Consider the following 21,313-nt stretch of genomic DNA (forward strand, 5'->3'; position numbering starts at 1 on the left):
CCCGCGCGTTCGAAGACCTCCCACGAGGTCTCCAGGAACACCCGGTGCTGCGGGTCCATCGCCAGCGCCTCGCGCGGAGAGATCCTGAAGAAGGCCGCGTCGAAGCCGCCGGCGTCCTCCAGGAAGCCGCCCCTGCGGACGTAGGTCTTGCCCGGCAGACCGGGCTCCGGGTCGTAGATGCCGTCGATGTCCCAGCCGCGGTCCGTGGGGAAGTCGGACAGGGCCTCCCCGCCCGCCTCCAGCAGCTTCCACAGGTCCTCGGGGGAGGCGATGCCGCCGGGCAGCCGGCACGCCATGCCCACGATCACGACCGGATCGTCGTCCGTCCGGACGGCGGCCGCGACCGGCGCCTGCTCCGCGGCACCGCCCGCCAGTTCGTCCAGCACGAAACGGGCCACCGCCCGGGGCGTGGGGCAGTCGAAGGCCAAGGTGGCCGGGAGCCGTAGCCCCGTGGTCTCCACCAACCGGTTGCGCAGCTGTACGGCCTGGACCGAGCTGAATCCGATCTCCTTGAAGGGCCGCTCGGGCGCCACTGCGCTCTCGTCCGTTCCGCCGATCTCCGCGGCCGCCGCGCACACGGCTGACACCAGCGTCCGCAGCCGTTCGGCCTCGGACAGCACAGCGAGTTCCGTCCGGAACTCCTCGGCGCGTCCGGCGTCCGCCGACGCTCCGCCGGAGGTGTCGATCAGCCTGTGCAGCACCGCCGGCACGGAGCCGTCGCGCAACGTCATCGTGTCGAGCTCCACCAGGGAGACCGCGGTCTCTCCGGACATGAGCGCGGCGTCGACCATGGCGAGCAGGTCGCGCCGGGACAGGGTGCCCACTCCCGCGGGCAGCTGCCGCGCCGGGAGCGCGGAGTCCGCGTCATCAGCCCACGGCCCCAGGGACAGCGAGAGCGCCGGGTGCCTCCGGGCGCGGCGCCGCAGTGCGAGGGCGTCGCAGAACGCGGCCACCGCCGCCTCCTCCGCCCCGCGGGCGATCCCCAGCGGGCCCGTGGCCGAGGACAGCAGCACGAGAACCGCCGGACCGGCCTGTGCTGTCAGCTCGTCCAGCGCGTCGTCCAGCGCGGCGACGCCCGCGGTGGCGGACTCGAAAGGGCCGGACGGGGCGTGGACCACACCCGACAGCGGACGGGACGTGCCGGACAGCACACCCTCCAGCGCCGCCCGGTCGGTGATGTCGCAGGCGGCCACGGACACCACCGCCCGGAGCGCGGTGAGTTCGGCCGCGAGTTCGGCGACGGGCAGATCGCCCTCGCCCTGGTCGCTGATCAGCAACACGTGTCGGACCCCGTGCCCGGCGACAAGGTGGCGGGCCATGACGGCGCCGACCACGGTGTCCGCGCCGGTGACCGCCACGGTCCCCGTGGGGTCGAACACCGTGCCGCTGCCCGGCCGCACGGCCAGCCGCTCCAGGGCCGGCTTCACGGCGGTGCCCGCCCGTACGGCCAGCTGCGGCTCGCCCGCGGCCAGCACGGCGGGCAGCAGGCGCCCGGACGCGGCGTCCTCGACGTCGACGTCGACGTGTACGAGCCGGTCACCGTACTCGGCCTGCAGGCCGAGTACGAGTCCGGCCACCGCGGCGTGCGCGGGGTCGGGCGTCTCGGCGGGCCGGACGGCCACACCACCGCGGGTGAGGACGACCAGCCGGGCGGGGGCGGACGGTTCGCCGGCGAGCCGTGACCGCACCCGGGAGGCCACGACCGCGACAAGACCGGGCAGATCGGCATCCGCCTCCGGGAGGGAGGCCGCTGACAGGACCTCGACGTCGGACACGGGGTCGCCGGCGCCGCCGCGCGACACCTCGACGCCGGCCGACTCGATGCCTGCGGCCAGGCCGCTGCCGACTTCGTCGGCCAGCGACCACCGCCGGGGCGCGACGGGTTCGCCGGGGGACCCGGCCCGCACCGGCGCGAGCGGGACCCAGTCGGTGTGGAACAGGCTCTCGTAGTAGCTGCTGCCGGCGGCCCGCAGCCGGGCGGGCTGGTCGAGCAGGACGTGCCGGGTGATCTTGCCCGACCGTGTCCGGGGGATCCGCGCGACTTCGTACAGCTCCTCGGGAACCTTGAAGTAGGAGAGCCGCTCGCGGCACGCGGCGAACAGGGCGTCGGTGTCCAGGCCCTCCGGCCCCGGCACCAAGAAGGCGACCGGCACCTCCCCCAGGACGTGGTGGGACTTGCCGGCCACGGCGACGTCGGCCACCCCCGGCACACTCCGGAGCACGTCCTCGATTTCTCCCGGGTGGATGTTCTCGCCGCCCCGGATGATCAGGTCCTTGATCCGGCCGGAGACGGTGAAGTACCCGGCCTCGTCGCGGCGGGCCAGGTCACCGGTGCGGTACCAGCCGCCGCGCAGCGCGAGCGCGGTCTCCTCCGGGCGGTTGTGGTAGCCCACCATCACGTTCGGGCCGCTGACCCAGACCTCGCCCTCCTCGCCGACCGGGACGTCGCGCCCGGTCTCCGGGTCGACGAGACGGACGTTGAGCCCCGGCACGGGGAGCCCGCTGGTCCCCTCGACCCGGGTTCCCGACGGCCAGTTGATGGTGATGGAGCCGCAGGTTTCCGTACTGCCGTAGGCGTCCAGCAGCGGCACGCCGAAGGTCTCCTCGAAGGAGGCGCGCAGCGACCGGGTCGTCACCGCGCCGCCGACGAGGCCGACTCGCAGGTCCGGGGCCTCCACTCCGTGCTGCCGCGCGGCCTGGACCAGGTAGTGGTACATGGTGGGCACGCCGGCGATGAAGGTCGGGGACTCCTCCCGCAGCACGGAGAGGATCTCGTCGGCGGAGTATCCGTCGGTGATCCGGGTGGTCGCGCCGACCGAGGTCGTCGCCAGCACGCCGGCGATGTGCGACAGGCTGTGGAAGAGCGGAAGGGGCCACAGCACCCGGTCGTCCACGGACAGGTCCGGCACGGGGACGTAGCAGGCGGCCACCGACCACAGGCAGTTGCGCTGGGTGGACAGCACGCCCTTGGGTTTCCCGGTGGTCCCCGACGTGTACAGCATCCACGCGACCTCGTCGAGGCCGAGGCCGTCCCGCGCGGCGGACCCCGGCTCGGTGGTGGCCAGGGTCTCGAAGGACACCGTCCCGGCGGGGACCTGCCTCTCGCCGGTCACGACGATCCCGGGGTACTGCGCGCCGCCCAGGGCGCGTCTGACCTGCTCGACGTGGGCGGCGTCCGTGATGATCACGCGTGCCCCGCTGTCGGAGAGGAAGAACGCCAGCTCGGCGTCGGTGGAGTGCGGATTGATCGGCACCCCGATCGCGTCGGCACGGGTGATGGCGAGGTAACTCTCGACCGTCTCGACGCAGTTCCCCAGGTAGATCGCCGCGCGGTCGCCCGGATGTACACGCAGCCCGGCGAGGTGACCGGCGATATTCCGCGTACGGAGCTCCAGATCGGCATAGCTCACCTGTCGCCGGGCATCAGCGAAGGCGATTTTCCCACCGAGGCGGGAGGCGTGCTCGGTCAGGGTTTCGGGAAGGGGCCGAATCAGTTCTGTGCGCAGCATCCGGTATCACTCCTAGGCAAGGCGAGATGCGCGTGAACGCAGCTGAAAGTCTTGCGCGGATCCTGGCGCGCGGATCCCCTATCCGATCCCCTATGACATCCCTGAACTCACGGCCATCCGAAGAATTCCCGATAGCACGTAACCTGTTTCTCCAGCATGTGGATCCCGTGGTGCACACGGCGGCCGGCGGTCGCCGCCTCCCGCAGCAGCGCGGTTTCGTGGGGCTTCATGACGATGTCCGCCACCACGGCGTCCGCCCGTACGGCGCCGGGGTCGAAGGGCAGGGGGTCCCGGGGGCGCATCCCGAGCGGCGTGGCGTTGACGACGATGTCGGCGGTCCCCAGGTCGCCGGGTTCCGCGGCACGCAACCTGCCGGGCCACCGGGGACCGAGCCGGGAGAGCAGGGCGTCGAGCCGGGTGCCGTCGATGTCGTGTACGGAGACCCGTGCGATGCCGGCGGTCAGCAGCGCGACCGCGATCGCGCTGCCCGCCCCGCCGACGCCCACCAGGAGGACGTGCCTGTCCCGCACCGTGTGCCCGGACGCCTCGAGTCCCCGGACGAACCCGAGTCCGTCGAAGTTCTCGGCGAGCCAGCGGCCGTCGGGCCCGCGCCGCATCGCGTTCGCGGTTCCGCTCAGGGACGCGGCCGGTCCGAGCTCGTCCGCGAGACCGCACACGGCGGCCTTGTGGGGGACCGTGACCAGCAGTCCGTCGAGATTGCCGATCCGGGTCAGTCCCCCCACGACCTCGGCGAGGTCCTCCGCCGATACGTGCACCGGGACCACGACGGCGTCGAGTCCGGTGAGCAGCGGGTTGAGCAGGCCCGGCGCCCGGACCTGTGCCACGGGGTCGCCTAGGACTCCGTACAGCCGGGTGGTGCCGGACACGCGTGCCCCGGTCACATGGGCCTCCCTAGGGTATACATGTTGTAACAGGGTTATCTCTGTGACATCGCGAAGATCGCGGGGAGGAGCTGCGTCATGCCGCAGACGAAGGCCGGAGCAACGGACGAGATCGTCGTCCAGGCGTGCCCGGTACGCGAGGTGCTGGACCGGGTGGCCGGGAAGTGGAGCATTCTGATCATCGTCGCCGCCGCCCGCGGCCCGGTGCGCTTCACGGAGCTGGAGCGGTCGATCGAGGGCATCAGCAGGCGCATGCTGACGCTGACTCTGCGGAACCTCGAACGGGACGGGCTGCTCACGCGCACCGTGTACGCCACCGTTCCTCCCCGGGTCGAGTACGAGCTCACCGATATCGCGCGGGAGCTCCATCAGTCGCTCCTGTCGCTCACGGGCTGGGCCCAGCGGCACCGCGAGACCATCTCGGCCGCGCGGCACGCCTACGACGCCGAACGGCTGGCCGAGGGCCGCTGAGCCTGCCGGGGCTGTCTGCGCAGGGTGGCGGTCCCCAGGTCGGCCGGGAGGTCCCGGCGGCGTTTGACGTCCAGCTTCCGGTACACCTTGGTCAGGTGCTGCTCGACCGTGCTCGGGGTGATGTACAGCTTCGCCGCGATCTCCCGGTTGGTGTAGCCGAGTACGGCCAGGTGTGCGACACGCCGCTCCGACTCGGTCAGCCGCCGGGTGTCGTCCCGGCGGGGCACCGGTGCGTCCGGCGTCTCCCGGGACGCGAGGAGTTCCTCGCACAGGGGCGCCGCTCCGCACGACAGCGCCAGATGCCGCGCCCGCCGCAGGGCGGTTCTGGCCCGGCGGCTGTCACCGAGTGCCGAGTAGGCGTAGCCGAGGTCGGCGAGCACCTGCGCCTGCTCGTACTGGTCCCCGCACTCCTCGAACAGCTCGACGGCCTCCAGCAGCAGTTGCGGCCGTCGCTCCGGTGAACTGACCGCAGCGAGCATCCGCAGCGCCCGGCCGCGACCGCTGCCGCCCGCCGCGTCGGAGCAGGCCAGCTGCTCACGGACCAGCCGACGGGCCCGGTCGTCGTTGCCCAGCCGCAGCCAGGCCTGCGCGGCGCTGGTCCGCCAGGGGACCGGCGCCGCGGCCTCCAGGCCCAGCGCCTGCACGAGGTCGCCGCAGGCGAGGAAGTCGGCGAGCCCGGCGTAGGCCCGCTGGGTGGAGAGGTGGTAGTGGCCGCGGGCGTGCAGGTAGTAGAGCCCGTAGCGGTTCTGGAACATGACCTCGGGCGGGGAGAACGCCAGGTAGCGCTCGGCCTCCTCCAGAGCGCCCGACCGGACCGCCGCGGTGACGAGCGTACCGAGGGGGAATCCAGCGGTCACTCCCCAGCCGTGGGCGGGCAGCACGGTCAGCGTCTCGCGGGCGGCGCGTAACGCACCGGTCAGGTCGCCCCGGCGCAGCAGTGCCTCCGCCCGCAGGCTTTCCAGCAGGGCGTACCAGGTCGGTGCCCGTTCGGGGTCGTCGGGGGCGCTCAGTACGGCGCACCGCTCCAGTACGACGTCCGGCAGGTCCAGCTCGAGCAGCCCGAGGAGGGCCAGCGACGCCGCCTCGTGGGCCCAGGGGGTGTTCCCACGGGGGCGGAGGTTGCGCAGGGACCGCTCCAGCCAGTCCGTCCGGCCGCCGGTCCGGCCGCTCACCAGCAGGCCGCACAGCGACGCGGCCAGCGCCAGCCAGGGGTCGTTGCCGGACAGCGCGGCAACGTCCCGGCCGGGCGGGAGGCCGCCGAACGGCGTCCGTACCGCCGGCTGGTGGGCTCCCCGGCGCGCGAGCTGCGGGTGGGAGAACATCAGCCAGGAGTCGAGGTTGCGGGCCTCGTCCGCCAGGGCCCCTTCCGAGGAGGCCGCGTCACGCAGCCTGCCGAGCACGGCCGTGGCGTCACCGTGGCGCCCGTGCCAGAGCAGCTGCCGCACCAGGCCGGGCAGGCGGTCATGGCCCAGGTTCCCCGTCTGCGCCGCGGCGACCAGTGGCGTCAGGTACCTGGCCGCGGCCGACGGGTTGCGCTGCCACTTCGCGTCGGCGAGCTTGGCCAGAACGGCGGCCCGGTCCGTCGGGTCGTCGCACGACTCGTACGCCAGCTCCAGGCACAGCGCCGCGCGCCGGTTCCGGTCGGCGAGCAGGTCCTGCTCGGCGGCCTCGACGAGCACCGGCACCGCCCACGGCGCCACGCGCTGGCGCGCCTCGGTCAGATGGCACGCCACTGCCTGGGCCGGCTCCCCCAGGCTGTGCAGCAGTTCCGCCGCACGCTGGTTCAGCAGGGCCCGCTCGGCTCCGGTCAGGGTGCCCAGCACGGCCGCACGGCCGGCCGGGTGCGGGAACCGGCCGTCCCGGAGCAGCCCGGCGGCCGTCATCATGGCTGTCACCCGCTTGACGGTCCCGGTCCCGCCCTCCCGGTCGAGGCCGGCGAGCCGGGCCACCCGGCCCGGGGTGCCGCGCTCGCCGAGCACGGCCAGCACCTGCGTGATCCGCAGCACGGCGGACTCCCAGCGCCGCAGCAGGTCCACCACGGCGGCGCCGTAGCCCTGCTCGGTGGCGTGGTCACGGCCCGCCCCGCCACGGCGGCAGTCGTCGGCGAGGGCGTCGAGCAACCGCAGGTTGCCCCCGCTGATCCGGTGGGACTCGGCGGCGAGTCCGGGCGCGTCGGCGAGTGCGCCGAGCCGCTCCTCCAGCAGCAGGGCCGTGCCCGTCTCGGTGAGCGGCTCGACACCGACCCGGTGGACCCGTGGGTCGCCCGGCAGCTCGGCCGCGAACGGGGACTGTGACAGGTCGTCGTCCCGCCGGGAGGTCACCGCCAGCAGTACGCGTGCCGCTCCCAGCCTGCGGGCGAGGTACAGCAGGCACCGCGCCGACTCCGGGTCGGCGTAGTGGATGTCGTCGACCGCGACGACCAGCGGCGCCTCTGCCGCCAGTCGCAGCGTCTGCCGGCAGAACTTGTGGTAGTCCGGCGCCGTGTGCTCGGCCGGCCCGCCGTGCGCCGGAACGCTGAGCAGGAGCTGGCTCAGCGTGCTGCCGGGGAGGTCCTTCTCCATCGGGGAACACGAGGCGCGCATGGCCAGCATTCCGGCTTGCTCCGCCGTCTCGACCGCCTCGCGCAGCAGGGCCGTCCTGCCGCTCGCCACCACCCCCTCGACCAGCAGTACCCGTCCGCGGCCGGACAGACTGTCGTGGATCAGGGACCGGAGCAGTGTTCTGTGCTTCTCACGTTCGAGCAAACGCATTTTTCCCCCAGAGTGAACCTGGCACGATGATTTTCGCGATCGATGGAAACGATTTCGTCACGTAAGGTGTCAGGCTGTGTTGCGACGGATTCTGCCGCGAAGCGGCAGCCCATGGTCTGCTGTGAGGAGGCCGCGTTCCCGCAGGAGCGGTACCAGCCCCTCCACCGTCGCGGTGAGGTCCTCGGACAACACCGCGGGGCGGATTCGAAAACCGTCGACGCCGCCGTCCCGGTGCCATTCCTCGATGAGATCCGCCAGTTTATCCGGAGTTCCGGTGAAAGTGGCGGCATCGGAGGAGAAGGGCACCCAGCGGTCGAGTTCCCTCTTGCGCGCGGCTGCCTCGGAATCGGTTTCCGCGAGTATCACGTTCAGGTCGGCGAGAACGGTCAGGGGCGTCGGAACCCTCCTCAGCTCCGTGCACAGTCCCGCCAGCTCCGCACGGATGGCGACCACGTCCTCGCGGTCGAAGGGGGTGACGAAGACGATGTCGGCGTGGCGCGCGGCCAGCCGGTAGGGCGTGCTGAAGTGCGCGAGCACCGCCGTCAGAGGCCGGCCGGACGCCGGGGTGGGCACCCGGGCGTACAAGGAGGCACCGGGGTGCCGCCCGTCCGGTTCGACCCGGCGCACGTCGGTGAGGGACTCCTCCCGCCAGCTGTCCCAGAACTCGGCGACCGCCGCGACGAACGCGTCCGCCTGCGCGAAGCGCTCCTCGGTGAACGCCGCGTAGCGCTCCGGGTCGGCGGTGGCACGTCTCCGTTCCTCGTCGCTGAGCGCCACGCGAGGCCGCCACCCCCCGCGGCCGGCGGCGATCCGGTCGAGTGTGACCGCCCGGGCGGCCATGACGGCCGGATCGCCGTGCGCGACGCCGGTCGGGAAGAGCCCCAGACGCGTGGTGTGCCCGGCCGCGTGGGTGAGCGCCAACCACGCGTCGAGGGCGCCGTGGAGGTGTCCCGGCTCCGGTGCGGAGGGGAACTGGTCGTCGAGCGTGACGAAGTCCAGCATCCCCCGCTCGGCGAGCCGGGCCATGGCCACGATCCGACCGGGATCGAACAGCTCCGTGGGGGGCACGTCCGCCCGGCGCCAGGCCGCTGGGTGGGAACCGAGACCGTCCAGAGCGGCGGCCAGGTACACCCGCCCCTCCATCACTTCCCTTCCCCGACCGGCGGGTTGACCCGGGAGGCCGGGAGTTTCTGGTCGCCCAGCCCCCACCGTTCCAGGACCTTCCGGTACTTGCCGTTGCGGATCAGTTCGTTCAGGGCCGCCGTGACCGCCTCCGCCGTGCCGTCTCCCTTGCGGCTCATCGCGCCGACCTGGCTGTCGATGGTGTCCGTCACGCTGTCCACCACGCCGACCAGCTTGGTCTGGCCGGTGGTCTTCGCGTGGTACACGACGCTGGAACTCGGCCCGACGTAGACGTCCACCCGCCCGGACTGCAGCGCCAGGTAGTAGTCGGACGCCTTCTGGTAGTACTGGATCTCGATCGGGCGGAGTCCGGCCCCGCGGTTCTCGGCGCTCCACTCCAGCATGATCTTCTCCTGGGTGGAACCGGAAGCCAGCGCGACGCGCTTGCCCGCCAGGTCGGCCGCCTTGCGGACCTTGAAGTCGGCGTCCTCGCGGGCCTCGAATCCGAGCCGGTCGCGGCGGTAGGTCGCGAAGTCGTACTTCTTCTTCCGCTCCTCGGTGACCGAGATGTTGGAGAACGCCACGTCGTACCGTCCGCTGTCCACGCCGAGGAACATGTTCTCCCAGGAGGTGATGTCGCGCTCCGGGGTCAGCCCCATCACCCCCGCGACGAGGACGGCGATGTCGGCCTCGAACCCGATGGGTGTCTTGTTGTCGGTCGCGTAGCAGCTCAGAGGCGGTGTGTTGTCGATCGTGCCGCCGATGCGCAGTACTCCGTTCCGGCGGATGTGCTCGGGCACCAGAGCGGCGACCCGCTCCACCCGGGTGGCGGTGATCCTGTTCTGCCGGGGGCTGAGGTTGAGACCCGAGTCCGAGTCCTCCCTCTCACCGCCGGCGCTGCATCCCGCCAGTAGAAGCAGGACGGCCCAGCCGCCCGCCAGGAGTCGACGCATTGCTCTCCTCCGTAGGAGTCAAAGGATCTTCGCGAGAAACGCACGGGTACGCTCGTGCGCCGGATTCCTGAGGACCTGAGAGGGCAGCCCCTGCTCGACGATCCGGCCGTCGGCCATGAAGACCACCTTGTCGGCGACCTCCCGGGCGAAGCCCATCTCATGGGTCACCACGATCATGGTCGTGCCTGCGGCGGCCAGTGACTTCATGACATCCAGTACCTCTCCGACCAGCTCGGGGTCCAGCGCCGAGGTCGGCTCGTCGAAGAGGAGCAGTTTGGGTTCCAGGGCCAAGGCCCGCGCGATCGCGACGCGCTGCTGCTGACCGCCGGAGAGCCGGCGCGGGTGGGCATCGGCCTTGTCCGCCAGCCCGACCCGCTCCAGCAGCCGGCGGGCGAGCGGATACACCTCGGAGGCCGGACGGCCCTGTGCCGACCGCGGCGCCTCGGCCACGTTCTCCAGCACGGTGAGGTTCGCGAACAGGTTGAAGTCCTGGAAGACGAACCCGATGCCGGTACGCTGCCGCAGGACCTCCCGTTCCCGCAGCTCGCGCAGGTGCTTGCCCACGCGCCGGTATCCGATGAGCTCTCCGCCGACCAGGACCACCCCGCGGTCGGCCTTCTCCAGGTGGTTGATCACCCGCAGCAGGGTCGACTTCCCGGCGCCCGACGGACCGATCAGCACGGTGACCTCACCGGGGTGCACGATCAGATCGACCCCGTCGAGGACGGTGCCGGAACCGTAGCTCTTGTGCACGTCGACGATCTCGACCATCGGGTCGCTCACCGCGCCGCCCTCCCGGTGCCCGCGGCCGACCTGCTCCCGGGACCGCGTGCGGCTCCCGGGACCGCTCCCCGTAGCCGCTGCCACGGTGTCGGCGGCAGTGCGCGCGACTCACCACGGGCGAAGTGCCGCTCCACGTAGTACTGCAGCACCGAGAGCAGCCCGGTGAGAATGACGTACCAGACCGTCGCGACCATGACGAGGGCGACCACCCGGCCGTTGCGGCCGTAGATCACCTGGGTCTGGTAGAAGAGGTCGCCCAGTGCCATCACCGACACGATCGACGTGCCCTTGAGCAGGGAGATCAACTCGTTGAACGCGTTCGGCAGGATGGTCCGCATGGCCTGGGGCAGCACGATCCTGGACAACTGGCGCCGGCGGGGGATGCCCAGGGCCGCCGCCGCCTCCAGTTGGCCGCGGTCGACCGAGATGATGCCGGAGCGGATGATCTCCGCGGCGTACGCGGCCTGGTGGAGCGCGAGTCCGAGCACGGCGGCGCCCATCGGGCCGACCAGGTGCATGGTCGGTACGGTGAGAAACGCCGGCCCGAACGGCACCCCGAAGGACAGCCGGTCGTACAGGTAGGCCAGGTTGAACCAGAACAGCAGCTGGACGATGAGCGGGACGGAGCGGAACACCCAGACGTAGAGCCACCCCACGGAACCGAGCAGCGGGCTGCCGGACAGCCGCATCAGCGCGACCACCAGGCCGAGCGCGAAGCCGAGCAGGGTGCCGTACGCGGTGAGTTCCAGTGTCAGGCCCAGGGCCCGCATGATGCTGTGCTCGGTGAAGAACTGCCAGAACACAGGCCAGTCCCAGCCCGGGTTGGTCACCAGCCCGTGGGTGAACTGCAGCAGGAGGACGACCAGGACCGCGCTGGCCAGCCAGCGGCCGGGCCGCGGCGCGGACACCCGTCTCAGCCCGACGAGTTCGGCCGCGGGGCCCCTGGCGGGCGCCTCCACCGCATCCCCGGTCGCACGAAAGGACGCAAACGTCATCAGCACTTCCCTCGGTGTGTCATCGGGGACCCAAGCAGGCCGGATCCGAAACTAAAGAGGCAGAAGTTGGCCTTCAACTGGTCTTGACCGCCAAGTTTGTACGGAGTTACCGGGCGATGGGCGCACCCACTGGCCGGTTATCGGACGCGCGGGCCCGGTTGACCCGGGCAGCGCCGGTTGGTCGACTTGCCTCATGGAACCGGAGCCGGGCGCGACGCGGGTCGAGGCGCACTGGGTGCCGGCCGACGACGCCAGGGCCGCGCCGCTGCACGACGGACTGACCGAGGAGTACCTGGCTCGCTACGGGCCCTCGGCGTACGAGGAGATGAGCAGCCGGCCCCACAGCGAGTTCGCCCCGCCGCACGGAGGGTTCCTGGTGCTGACGATCGACGGCGTGACCGTCGCCGGCGGCGGCTTCCGCCGTCACGACACTGAGACCGCGGAGCTGAAACGCATATGGACGGACCCGCGAAACCGCAGGCTCGGGCTGGCCAGGCGGACCCTCGCCGAGATAGAGCGGGCCGCCCGCCAAAGGGGGTACCGCAGGCTGTACCTGGTGACCGGGCCGCGCCAGCCGGAGGCGAACCGGCTGTACGGCTCCGCCGGTTACCGCCCGGTGCCCTGCGACCCCGCGACGACGGACGGCCGGCAGGCGCTGTGCTTCGAGAAGAGGCTGTGACACCCGTCGTCGTGGCGATAGTGGGCGCGGGGCCGAGCGGCGTCTCCGTGCTGGAGCGACTGGGCGCCAACGCGGCGGAACTGCTCGGCGGCCGGCCTCTTGAGGTGCATCTGGTCGATCCCTACCGGCCGGGGCCGGGACGAATCTGGCGGTACGAGCAGTCGCCGCTGCTGATGCTCAACACGATGGCCTCGCACGTCACCATGTTCACCGACGAGAGCGTGGTCTGCGCCGGACCGGTCAGATCCGGGCCCTCGCTCTACGCCTGGGCGCGCGAGGGGAGGGGAACCCCCGACGACCCGGAGGTGCGGCACGAGCTGGAGAACCTGTCCGAGACCTCGTTCCCCACCCGCAGGCTGCAGAGCCACTACTTGAGTTGGGTGTTCGAGCAGGCGGTCGCCGGCCTGCCCCCGGGCACCGGACTCCACCACCATCGGGACCGGGCGGTGGACCTGCGGGAGCACGGCGCGTACCAGCGGGTCGTGCTCGCCGGCGGGGGGCATGTGGACGCCGACGCCGTGGTGCTCGCCGTGGGGCACCAGGATGTCGAGCTCTCCGGTGAGCAGGCCGCCACCGCCGTGTATGCCGGACGGCACGGACTCTGCTTCGTGCCGCCGGGTTACACGGCCGACCAGGACCTGTCCGTGCTGCGGTCCGGCGCCCCGGTCATCGTCCGCGGGCTCGGCCTGGCATTCGTGGATCTGGTGGTGCTGCTTACCGAGGGACGCGGCGGGCGCTACACAGAGGACGGCGCGGGCGGCCTGCGATACCTCCCCAGCGGGGAGGAGCCGGTGATCCATGCCGGTTCCCGGCGCGGCGTGCCGTTCCCGCCCAAGGCGACCTACACCCCGGCCTCGCCGCCCCGGCCGCCCCGGTTCTTCGACTCCGAGCGGATCCTGCGGGAATCCCCGGAGCGGCTCGACTTCTTCCGCGACGTGTGGCCGCATGCGGCCAGGGAGATCGAATGGGGCTACTACCGCGAGCTGTTCACGGCCCACCCGGAACGGGTTAGGGGCGGTCCTGAGGAGTTCGCCGAAGCCTGCGCCGCGGTGCCCTGGGGCGGACCGGAACACCGGGACCTGCTGCGCCGGACGGTCGTCCATCCCGGCGATCTGTTCGACATCCCGCGGCTGGACCGGCCGCTCGCGGGTGAGACGTTCCCGGACCGGCCCGCACTCCAGCGGCGGATTCGCGGACACGTGCGCGAGGTCGTCGAGCGCCGCTCCGACCCGCGCCACAGTGCGGAGCTGGGCGCCGTCCACGGGGTGCTGGCGGTCTTCGGTCAGCTTCCCGCGCTGCTGGAAAGCGGCCGGTTCTCGGCCCGCTCGCGGGCGGTGGACGTGGACGGATGGTGGGCCGGCTTCTTCAACTACCTGGCCAGCGGCCCGCCGCCGCGCCGGATGCGCGAACTGCTCGCCCTCAGCGAGGCCGGCGTGCTGCGCTTCGTCGGCCCGGACATGTGGGTGAGGGCGGCCGGGGGGCGTTTCGAGGCCGGCAGCCCGGCCCTGCCCGGCAGTACGGTGACGGCCTCGGCGCTGGTGGAGGCCCGGCTGCCGGTCGGCGCGTCGCCCGGCAGCCGGGACCCCCTGGTCAGGTCGCTGTACGGACGGGGACAGCTGCTGGAGGACACCAGCGAGGACGACAGGTTCCGGCACCGCACCGGCCTCGCGGCGGTGGATGCCCGCGACGGCGCCGTGCTCGACGCGGCGGGCCGCCGGCACCCGCGCCGGTTCGCCCTCGGCCCGTTCACCACCGCCGTCGCGGGCGGCAACTTCACCCGCCCTGGAACGAATCCGGTCTCCTCCCGGCTCACCGACGCGGTGGCCCGCTCGGTGCTGCTCGCCGCCGTGTCAGGCCGGTGACTTCGCCTCCTGCTGCCGCCGGCGCAGCAGCAGGTGCCACTGGGGGTCACCGGGGGAGCAGAACTCCAACGCCGTGCGGTAGCAGTAGTGGGCGGCGGTCGTGTCGCGCTGCCCGGCCCGCTGCCCCGCGTCGATCAGGATGCCGCAGACACGGGCGGAGATCTCCTCGGCCGGCAGAGCGGCCTTCCTGATGTGGTGAACCGCCTGCCGGCAGTGGTGCACCAGCAGCGTCAGGGGCCGGTTCGGCTGCCCGGCCAGCCACTCCGCCGCTCTGCTGTGCTTCTCTGCCCGGAGGGCGTGCGGCAGCCGGGAGTACGCCACCTTGCCGACGAGTTCGTGGACGAACTCGTACTCCACCGAGCCGAGTTCGGGGCCGAGCCGACTGCGCCGCAGGAACTCGCGCCGCTCCAGGAACTCCAGGCACTCCTGGATCTCGCCGGGGTCCCGGCCGCTCAGCGCGGCCAGCTCCTTCTCGTAGAAGGGGCTGCCGAACAGCGAAGCCTCGCAGAGCAGTGACTTCTCCGGCTGCGGCAGGGTGTCCAGCCGGGCCGAGATGATGTTGTGCACGAGGAAGGGCACCATGGGCCGGTCTTCGAAGTTCTGCGCGGGGACGCCGCTCACCGGCGCGGCGCCGGTGCTGCCGCCCGTCCTGCAGCCCATCATGTTGGCGTACTCGATGGCGAACAGCGGATTGCCGCCGGACCGGTCCGCCAGTGACGCCCGCAGCTCGGCCGTGCACCTGCCCGGGGCCGCCCCCAGGAGACTCCTGAGCAGTGTGTCGATCCCCGAGAGCGGCAGCGGCTCGAGGCTCATCGTGGTGGCGTTGCGCTGCCCGCCGGCCCAGTAGGAGGGCCGGTTGACCAGTTCCGGCCGCGCCGTCACGACCACGAGCAGCGGCAGGCTGCCCACGTTCTCGGTGAGGTCCCCGATGAACTTGAGCAGTACGTCGTCAACCCGGTTGAGGTCCTCCAGGAGGATGACGAGCGGCTCACGGGCGGCCAGTTCCTCGACGAACCGCCGCCAGGCGGCGAACACGGCCTTCAGCGACTCCGGCCTGTGCAGCCCGTGCCGGGTGCTTCTCCCGGGGGCCACCAGGGAGCGCAGAGTGTCGGCCAGCTGGGCGGAGATCGGCCCGGAGCCGACGAGGCCGGTCACCGCGGCGTCGAGCTTGCGGTCCTGCTGCAGCGCCGAGTCGTCGTCGGTGATTCCGGCGTAGGCGCGGACGACCCCCGCCAGGGCGGTGTAGGGCTCCTTGAGCCCCAGCTTGCGATTGCAGCCGATCAGGCAGCGTACCCCTGCGCGCTCGGTGATACCGCGGCGGAACTCGTGCATGAGCCGGCTCTTGCCGATGCCTGCCACACCGAGCACGGTCACCAGGTGCGGGCGCCGGCTCCTGCGGACCTCCTCGACCCACCATTCGAGCTGCTTCAACTCGCGGTTGCGCTGGACGAACGGGAGGTCGGTCCGGCTGGCCAGCTGTGGGCGCAGCGAAACGGTCACGTCATGTCCGCTCGCCGCCGTGTCGGCGGTCACGAAGTCGAAGTGCTCGGCACATGCCTCCCGGGTGTCGTCGCAGACCCGCACGACGCCGGGGCGGGTGTCGAACAGCAGGGTGAGCCCCGTCTCGAGGAACCGGCCGGTGACGCTGACGGGCTCGCCGCCCGCAGCGGCCTCGTGGGCGCCCAGCACGAGGGCCTCGCCGCCGGCGACTGCGACCCGCAGGCGGACCCCTTGGTCGGAGTACCCGGCCATCTCCACGGCCATACGGATCGCCCGGAGCGCATCGTCCTCCTGGGTCTGCGCGATTCCGAACAGGGCGAGCGTGACCGGACCCAGTCTCTCGTGGGTCCGCCCGCCGTACAGCCGGACCCGTTCCCGGACGGCGGAGTGGGCGCGTTCGAGCAGGCGGTTGAGAACCTCGGGAGGAACGCTGGTGCCCGAGGTGTCGACGTGGACGAAGACGGCCGTCACACGCTTGTACTCCTCCAGCCCGCAGGGCGGGGGAGGCGCCGCCCGCAGGGCCCTGGCGGTCTCGGACCGCTGCGGCTCGGGCGGGGCGGCGGAGCGGCTCGCGTCCTCGTCCGGTCCGGCGGTTTCGGGCACGGCGGCCGGCGGGGTGGCGAGCCGGACCGCCGCTCCGTCGCCGGGGAGGAGAGAAGGATCGTGGTCGAGGATCGCGCGTTCCAGCCGGCGCAGTTCGGGGCCGGGATCGAGACCGAGCCGTTCGACCAGGGCGGCGCGCGTGCGGCGGTACACGCTCAGGGCGTCGGCCTGCCGCCCCGAACGGTACAGGGCCAGCATCAGCTGCCGGCACAGACGCTCCCGCAGGGGGTCCGTGCTGACGACGGCCTCCAACTCGCCGATGATCTCGAAATGGCGGCCGACGGCGAGCGCCGCCTCCATCCGGTTCTCCAGCACCCCGAACCTGGCGTTCTGCAGAGCGGTGAGTTCAGGCCAGGCATAGCCGTCCTCGACCAGATCGGCCAGTGCGGGCCCTTTCCACAGGGCAAGGGCCTTCCGCAGGTGGCAGTCGGCCTCGTCCCACTCACCGGCGGTCAGCGCGGCTTGCCCCTTCCAGGCCAACTCTTTGAACTCGCAGCTGTCTATCGTGGCCGGGTCCGCGCGCAGCACGTAGCCGGGCGCGTGGGTGACCAGCAGCTTCGACCTGTCCCCGCTCTCCCGGTCGACCAGCGTCCGGCGCAGGCTGGAGATCGCGTTCTGAAGGATCTTGCGCGCGGTGGGAGGCGGATCCTCTCCCCACAGGGCCTGTAGCAGTCGGCTTGTCGCCACCACGTTGTTCGCGTGGAGGAGGAGGTAACCGAGCGCCGCTCTCTGATTGATCCCTCCCAGAGAGACGGAATGATCAATACCGGTTACGTTCAGAGGGCCGAGTATGCGAAACCTCATCACTCACCTGGCCTGCAGGAAGAAGGAAACCTGCACACCTCGTTGCATCCCATGCCGCCACGCCCCCCGCTTGATTGTGGCCGGATGACAACCCGACCCGCACGATTGTACCGGTCTTGAGTGCTCCTCCGATCATCCTCGATGGCCTGGCTTATTGCATGCTTAATTTATTGCGGTGGCCAAATTTAGAGCTTGCCTCATGTGGTGAGCTGAGCAAGTTTCTTGTAGCAGGTCAGGGCGGCCGCGAGGCCGAGGAAGGCCAGGAAGTGGCTGCCCTTGCGCTCGTACCGGATGGTGAGGCGCCGGTAGCCGAAGAGCCAGGAGATCGACCGTTCGATCTTCCAGCGGTGTCGGCCCAGGCGCTCGCTGGACTCGATGCCGGGCCGGGCGACACGCGGGACGATGCCCCGCTCGCGGAGTCACGCCGGCTTCTCGGCGGAGTGGTAGGCCTTGTCGGCGCGGAGCCTGCCGGGACGGCGTCTGCGCGGGCCGCGCCGGGAGCGGATGGCGGGGATGCCCGCCACCAGCGGCAGGAGCGCCTGGCTGTCGTGGACGTTCGCGCCCGAGACACCCGGGACGAGCGGCAGGCCCTGGGTGTCGGACAGGACGTGGAGCTTGCTGCCCTTCTTGCCCCGGTCGACCGGGTTGCGCCCGGTCAGCGGCCCCTCTTTTTCGCCCGCACACTCGCCGCGTCCACGATCGCCGCAGTCCAGTCCACCTCGCCGCGGACCCCGAGTTCGTCCAGCACCGCCCGGTGCAGTCGGCGCCACAGCCCGGCCTCGGTCCAGAGCGTGAACCGGCGGTGCGCGGTGGCCGGGGAGACGCCGAAGGTCTCCGGCAGATGCCGCCAGGCGCACCCGCTGGTCAGCACGTACACCACGGCGGTGAAGGCGGCCCGCTCGTCCACCGGGGCGGTCCCGCCGCCCTGCGGCCGGGACGTGAACTTCGGCAGCAGCGGAGCTGCCAGCTCCCACAGCCCGTCGGGAACCAACCGCTGCGACAGATCGACACTCACGGCCCCCCATCATGCCGCACCGAACCCACCACGTGAGACACGCTCTTAGCCGGTGAGTCGTTAGCCAGGCGATTCCGTCCGGCCTCGTCCGTTCCGTTGTGGCGAGAATTCGACGTCTGCCGACGTCTGCCGGCGGCTTCGCCGGCCTTCGGGGGGCCTGCGCCGGTTCGGGAGTGGGGACCGGGTTCTCCGGACTCACCGGACATTCGCGGACTCCCGGAGAAACGGAACGGGACGCCATCTTTCCGTTCGCTGTCCGCGGTTCCCCGCGTCCTGGGACAGGGACCGCGCGGCAGCGGGAGAGGACGGCGCGAGGTGCGCGATGACGGCGTCCCTCCGGCGCGCGGCGCGCGCCGGAGGGACGGGGAGATCAGCCGAGGACGAACTCGGCCGGTGTGCAGAGCGGGATCAGGTCCAAGGGCTTGTGCAGCACCAGGTCCGGCCCGGCCGCGAGCAGCGCGGCCTCGTCCGTCTCGCCCCACAGGGCGGCGGCCGCGGCCACCCCCGCGTCCTTGGCGGCGGCCAGGTCCGTCACCGCGTCGCCGACCATGACCGCCTCGTCGGGATCGACCTTCAGCAGGTCCAGTGCGCGCAGCACGATGTCCGGCGCCGGTTTGGCGCGGGGCACCTCGTCGGATCCGATGACGTGGTCGAACAGGTCCACGACACCCAGGCGCGTCAGGAGCGACCGGGCCCTCCAGCCGGCCTTGCCCGTCGCCACGGCGAGCCTGACGCCCTGGTGGCGCAGCAGGCCCAGGAGTTCCTCGATCCCGGAGAAGAGGGTGACCCGTTCGGCCAGCCGGGCGCTCTCCCGGACGAACGGACCCTCCATCTCCGGTGGAAGATCCATGATCCGCATGATCTCGGGGAAGTAGCGTCCCAGGTGCCGGTTGTACTCCGCGAACGGCGGCTCACCGTCGCCGACCACCTCGCGGTAGGCCAGTGTGAACGCCTGCCGCATCACCTCGAAGCTGTCGACCAGGACGCCGTCGAGGTCGAAGACCACCGCCCGGAGGCGCCCGGCCCGGTGCGGCTGGGGCAGGACCGCCCGCACCGGGTGGAGCGGCCTCGGCGCCGCCGACCGGTACAGCCTCTCGATGGCGTCGACGTTGTGGGCTGCCTCACCCACGGCCACGCCGCGGGTCCTGGGGTCGGCCAGCCGCCTCGGCAGGTCGTCGAGGAGCCGGTCGTACTCCACGCCGACCGGCTCGTTCGGGACCGGCACCACCGTCTCCCGGCCCCTGCGGGTCAGCGTCAGCACCGAGTGGTCCTGCCGGTTGGGGCTGAAACCGAAGGTGCAGGTCAGACTCAGTGTGCCGGTGCTGCCCTCGATCACGACCGCGGTGACGTCGTCCGGCCGGTGGGAGGCCCAGCTCGCGGTGATCGACACCGATGTGCCCTCCGGCGCGACGAGGAAGCCGCGGGCGGTGTCCTCCACGTCGCCGGAGGTGTTCGCCGCCTCGTCCTCGCGCCACCGGGCGCGGACGGAGCCGTCGTTGACGAAGTCGTCCGAGACCGAGCCGATCACCTGCCGGAACTTCGCGCTTCCCAGCAGCGGGCCCGCCACGTCCAGCAGATGCCAGCCCAGGTCCATCAGGGCACCGCCGCCGGAGAGCCGTCGGCTGGTGAACCAGCCGACCCCGCTCGGGATGCCCCGCGCCCGCACCCAGCGGAGGGAGATGTGCCGGATCCGGCCCACCGTACCGGCCGTCTCCAGCAGCGTGCGCACGTCGGTGCGGTACCGGGCCGCGCTGCCGGCCAGCAGCATCGCGGAACCGGTGAACTCGGCGGCGGCCAGCCGGTCGGCCTCGGCCGACGTCATGCACACGGGTTTCTCCACGAACGCCGATATGCCGGCGCCGAGGACCGTCTCGGCCACCGCGGCGTGCAGGTGGTTGGGCACCGCGACGACGGCGAGGTCGATCTCGGCAGGGGAGAGCTCCTCGGCGGTGGCGAACTCCGGCAGCTCGCCACCGCTTGCGGCGGCACGCGCGGCCGGGTCCGGGTCCACTACGGCCGCGACGGTGAACGCCGGGTGCGCGGTCAACCGCGGCAGCCAGATCGAACGGGCGGCCCAGCCGGTACCGATGACCGCCACACGCAGTGGCCGCCCGGTGTCTTCGCCGGTCATGCCGTGGCCAGGGTGTCGGCGACGATGTCCGCGATCCGGTGCATCTGTTCCTCGGTGCCCAGGAGCGTGCGGTGGTGCAGCCAGATGGTGTCCGTGTAGATGGCCTCAGTGGCGGGGCACCGGGCGGCCAGTTCGTCCACTGACAGGTCGGGGGCGCCGATCTCCCAGAAGCCGGGGCAGCGGTAGATCGCGCGGAACGCGGCGAACGCGGGCAGGCCCCGCTCGATCAGCGCGTCGACCAGCACGTTGCGGTGCTCCTCGGTGATCCCGGGAACGCGGAACATCATCATGTAGTGCGGGTCGCGGTCACACCGCTCGTCACGGCTCTGCGCCACCACGCCGTCGATCTCGTTCAGCAGGCGCGACAGCAGCGGCGCCCGCTCCTCGCGCAGGGTGATCTGCCCGTCCAGGCGGCCGAGCTGAGCCCGTAGCACCGCGGCCGAGAACTCGTTCATCCGGAAGTTCGACCCCGCGGTGCTGTGGAAGTAGCCGCGGTCGGTGCGCGGCCGTCCGCAGCTGTGGCGCAGAAAGGCGTCCTCGTACTGCTCCCTGTCGGGGAACAGGACGGCGCCGCCCTCGCCGGCCGTCATCAGCTTGCCGTTCTGGAAGCTGAACGCGGCGACCGAGTCGAACTCGCCGACCCTCCGGCCCTGCCAGCGGGCGCCGTGCGCGTGGGCGGCGTCCTGGACCAGCGGCACCCCGCTGTCGGCGGACAGTTTCTCCAGCGCGTCCATGTCGGCGAAGTGCCCGGCCATGTGCACCGGCATGATGGCGGCGGTCTTCGGGCCGATCGCGCGCTCGGCGGCGGCCGGGTCGATGCAGAAGGTCCCCGGGTCGATGTCGACCGGGACCGCGGCCGCCCCGAGCCGCTGCGCCGCCTGCGACGACGAGATGAAGGTGAACGCCGGCACGATCACCTCGGAGCCCGGGCCGACCCCCAGGACCTGGAGGGCGAGCTCGAGGGCGTGTGTGCCGTTGGTCACCGCCAGTGCGTGCTCCGAGCCGTGGTACTCCGCGAACTCGTTCTCGAACTCGGTGACTTCGTTGCCTCCCATCCGCCACCACTGGCCCTGTTCCAGGGCGCGGACAAGACCGACGCGCTCGGCGTCGTCGAACTGCGGCCAGGCCGGGAATTCCGGAACCTCTCGGGAAACGCTCACGGTCCCTATCCTTCTACTCGCTGGAAACGCTTCTGGGTAGACGGGATTTCGCTCGGAAAGTCGCGGGGGTGTCG

At 71.8% G+C, this 21,313-nt stretch carries 13 protein-coding genes and 1 pseudogene; 3 read left to right on the forward strand and 11 right to left on the reverse strand.

Annotation, left to right across the window (positions count from 1 at the left end; genetic code table 11):
* Positions 1-3,509 (reverse strand): AMP-binding protein (locus CUT44_RS08475; RefSeq protein ID WP_199185652.1); only part of this gene is annotated, 3,509 nt, incomplete at its 3' end.
* Between the two features lie 107 nt (positions 3,510-3,616).
* Positions 3,617-4,411 carry a shikimate dehydrogenase family protein gene (locus CUT44_RS08480; RefSeq protein WP_100201565.1) on the reverse strand — a complete coding sequence of 265 codons (795 nt, stop codon included), beginning with the start codon at positions 4,409-4,411 and terminating at the stop codon, positions 3,617-3,619.
* Positions 4,412-4,489: 78 nt separating this feature from the next.
* On the opposite strand from CUT44_RS08480, the gene CUT44_RS08485 reads away from it, so the two are divergent.
* Positions 4,490-4,882 carry a winged helix-turn-helix transcriptional regulator gene (locus CUT44_RS08485; protein WP_100201566.1) on the forward strand — a complete coding sequence of 131 codons (393 nt, stop codon included), beginning with the start codon at positions 4,490-4,492 and terminating at the stop codon, positions 4,880-4,882.
* On the opposite strand, the gene CUT44_RS08490 is transcribed toward CUT44_RS08485, so the two are convergent.
* The 5 genes from CUT44_RS08490 to CUT44_RS08510 all read right to left on the reverse strand — a co-directional run bounded on the left by CUT44_RS08490 (position 4,849) and on the right by CUT44_RS08510 (position 11,485).
* Positions 4,849-7,626 (reverse strand): helix-turn-helix transcriptional regulator, encoded by a 2,778-nt coding sequence (locus CUT44_RS08490; RefSeq protein WP_158239578.1) that lies wholly within the window; start codon positions 7,624-7,626, stop codon positions 4,849-4,851. The two genes, CUT44_RS08485 and CUT44_RS08490, sit on opposite strands and share 34 nt — an antisense overlap.
* Positions 7,627-7,701: 75 nt before the next feature.
* The gene (locus CUT44_RS08495; RefSeq protein WP_100201568.1) at positions 7,702-8,775 is read right to left on the reverse strand and encodes an LLM class flavin-dependent oxidoreductase; all 1,074 of its coding nucleotides are present in this window, start codon (positions 8,773-8,775) and stop codon (positions 7,702-7,704) included.
* Complete coding sequence (locus CUT44_RS08500) at positions 8,775-9,707, reverse strand: ABC transporter substrate-binding protein (RefSeq protein ID WP_100201569.1); 933 nt, start codon at positions 9,705-9,707, stop codon at positions 8,775-8,777. The genes CUT44_RS08495 and CUT44_RS08500 overlap by 1 nt, the downstream gene beginning before the upstream one ends.
* Before the next feature lie 18 nt (positions 9,708-9,725).
* A complete protein-coding gene (locus CUT44_RS08505; protein ID WP_100201584.1) occupies positions 9,726-10,478 on the reverse strand; it encodes an amino acid ABC transporter ATP-binding protein in 753 nt (250 codons plus the stop codon).
* Between the two features lie 8 nt (positions 10,479-10,486).
* On the reverse strand, positions 10,487-11,485 hold the full coding sequence (locus CUT44_RS08510) for an amino acid ABC transporter permease (RefSeq protein ID WP_100201570.1): 999 nt from the start codon (positions 11,483-11,485) through the stop codon (positions 10,487-10,489).
* Positions 11,486-11,678: 193 nt separating this feature from the next.
* Here CUT44_RS08510 and CUT44_RS08515 point away from each other — a divergent pair, with 193 nt between their 5' ends.
* The gene (locus CUT44_RS08515; protein ID WP_100201571.1) at positions 11,679-12,164 is read left to right on the forward strand and encodes a GNAT family N-acetyltransferase; all 486 of its coding nucleotides are present in this window, start codon (positions 11,679-11,681) and stop codon (positions 12,162-12,164) included.
* Positions 12,161-14,026: an FAD/NAD(P)-binding protein gene (locus tag CUT44_RS08520; protein WP_199185653.1), complete on the forward strand. Its 1,866-nt coding sequence runs from the start codon at positions 12,161-12,163 to the stop codon at positions 14,024-14,026. The genes CUT44_RS08515 and CUT44_RS08520 overlap by 4 nt, the downstream gene beginning before the upstream one ends.
* Here the strand turns inward: CUT44_RS08520 and CUT44_RS08525 are convergent.
* The 4 genes and pseudogenes from CUT44_RS08525 to CUT44_RS08540 all read right to left on the reverse strand — a co-directional run bounded on the left by CUT44_RS08525 (position 14,015) and on the right by CUT44_RS08540 (position 21,239).
* Positions 14,015-16,933: a BTAD domain-containing putative transcriptional regulator gene (locus tag CUT44_RS08525; protein WP_100201572.1), complete on the reverse strand. Its 2,919-nt coding sequence runs from the start codon at positions 16,931-16,933 to the stop codon at positions 14,015-14,017. The genes CUT44_RS08520 and CUT44_RS08525 overlap by 12 nt on opposite strands.
* A 197-nt stretch (positions 16,934-17,130) precedes the next feature.
* Positions 17,131-17,948 (reverse strand): annotated as a pseudogene (locus CUT44_RS08530) (IS5 family transposase).
* Between the two features lie 370 nt (positions 17,949-18,318).
* Positions 18,319-20,079: an HAD-IA family hydrolase gene (locus tag CUT44_RS34685; protein WP_100201573.1), complete on the reverse strand. Its 1,761-nt coding sequence runs from the start codon at positions 20,077-20,079 to the stop codon at positions 18,319-18,321.
* Positions 20,076-21,239: a DegT/DnrJ/EryC1/StrS family aminotransferase gene (locus CUT44_RS08540; protein WP_100201574.1), complete on the reverse strand. Its 1,164-nt coding sequence runs from the start codon at positions 21,237-21,239 to the stop codon at positions 20,076-20,078. The genes CUT44_RS34685 and CUT44_RS08540 overlap by 4 nt, the downstream gene beginning before the upstream one ends.
* Between the last annotated feature and the right edge of the window lie 74 nt (positions 21,240-21,313).

The sequence above is a fragment of the Streptomyces carminius genome (assembly GCF_002794255.1).
In the GTDB taxonomy this organism is placed as follows: domain Bacteria; phylum Actinomycetota; class Actinomycetes; order Streptomycetales; family Streptomycetaceae; genus Streptomyces; species Streptomyces carminius.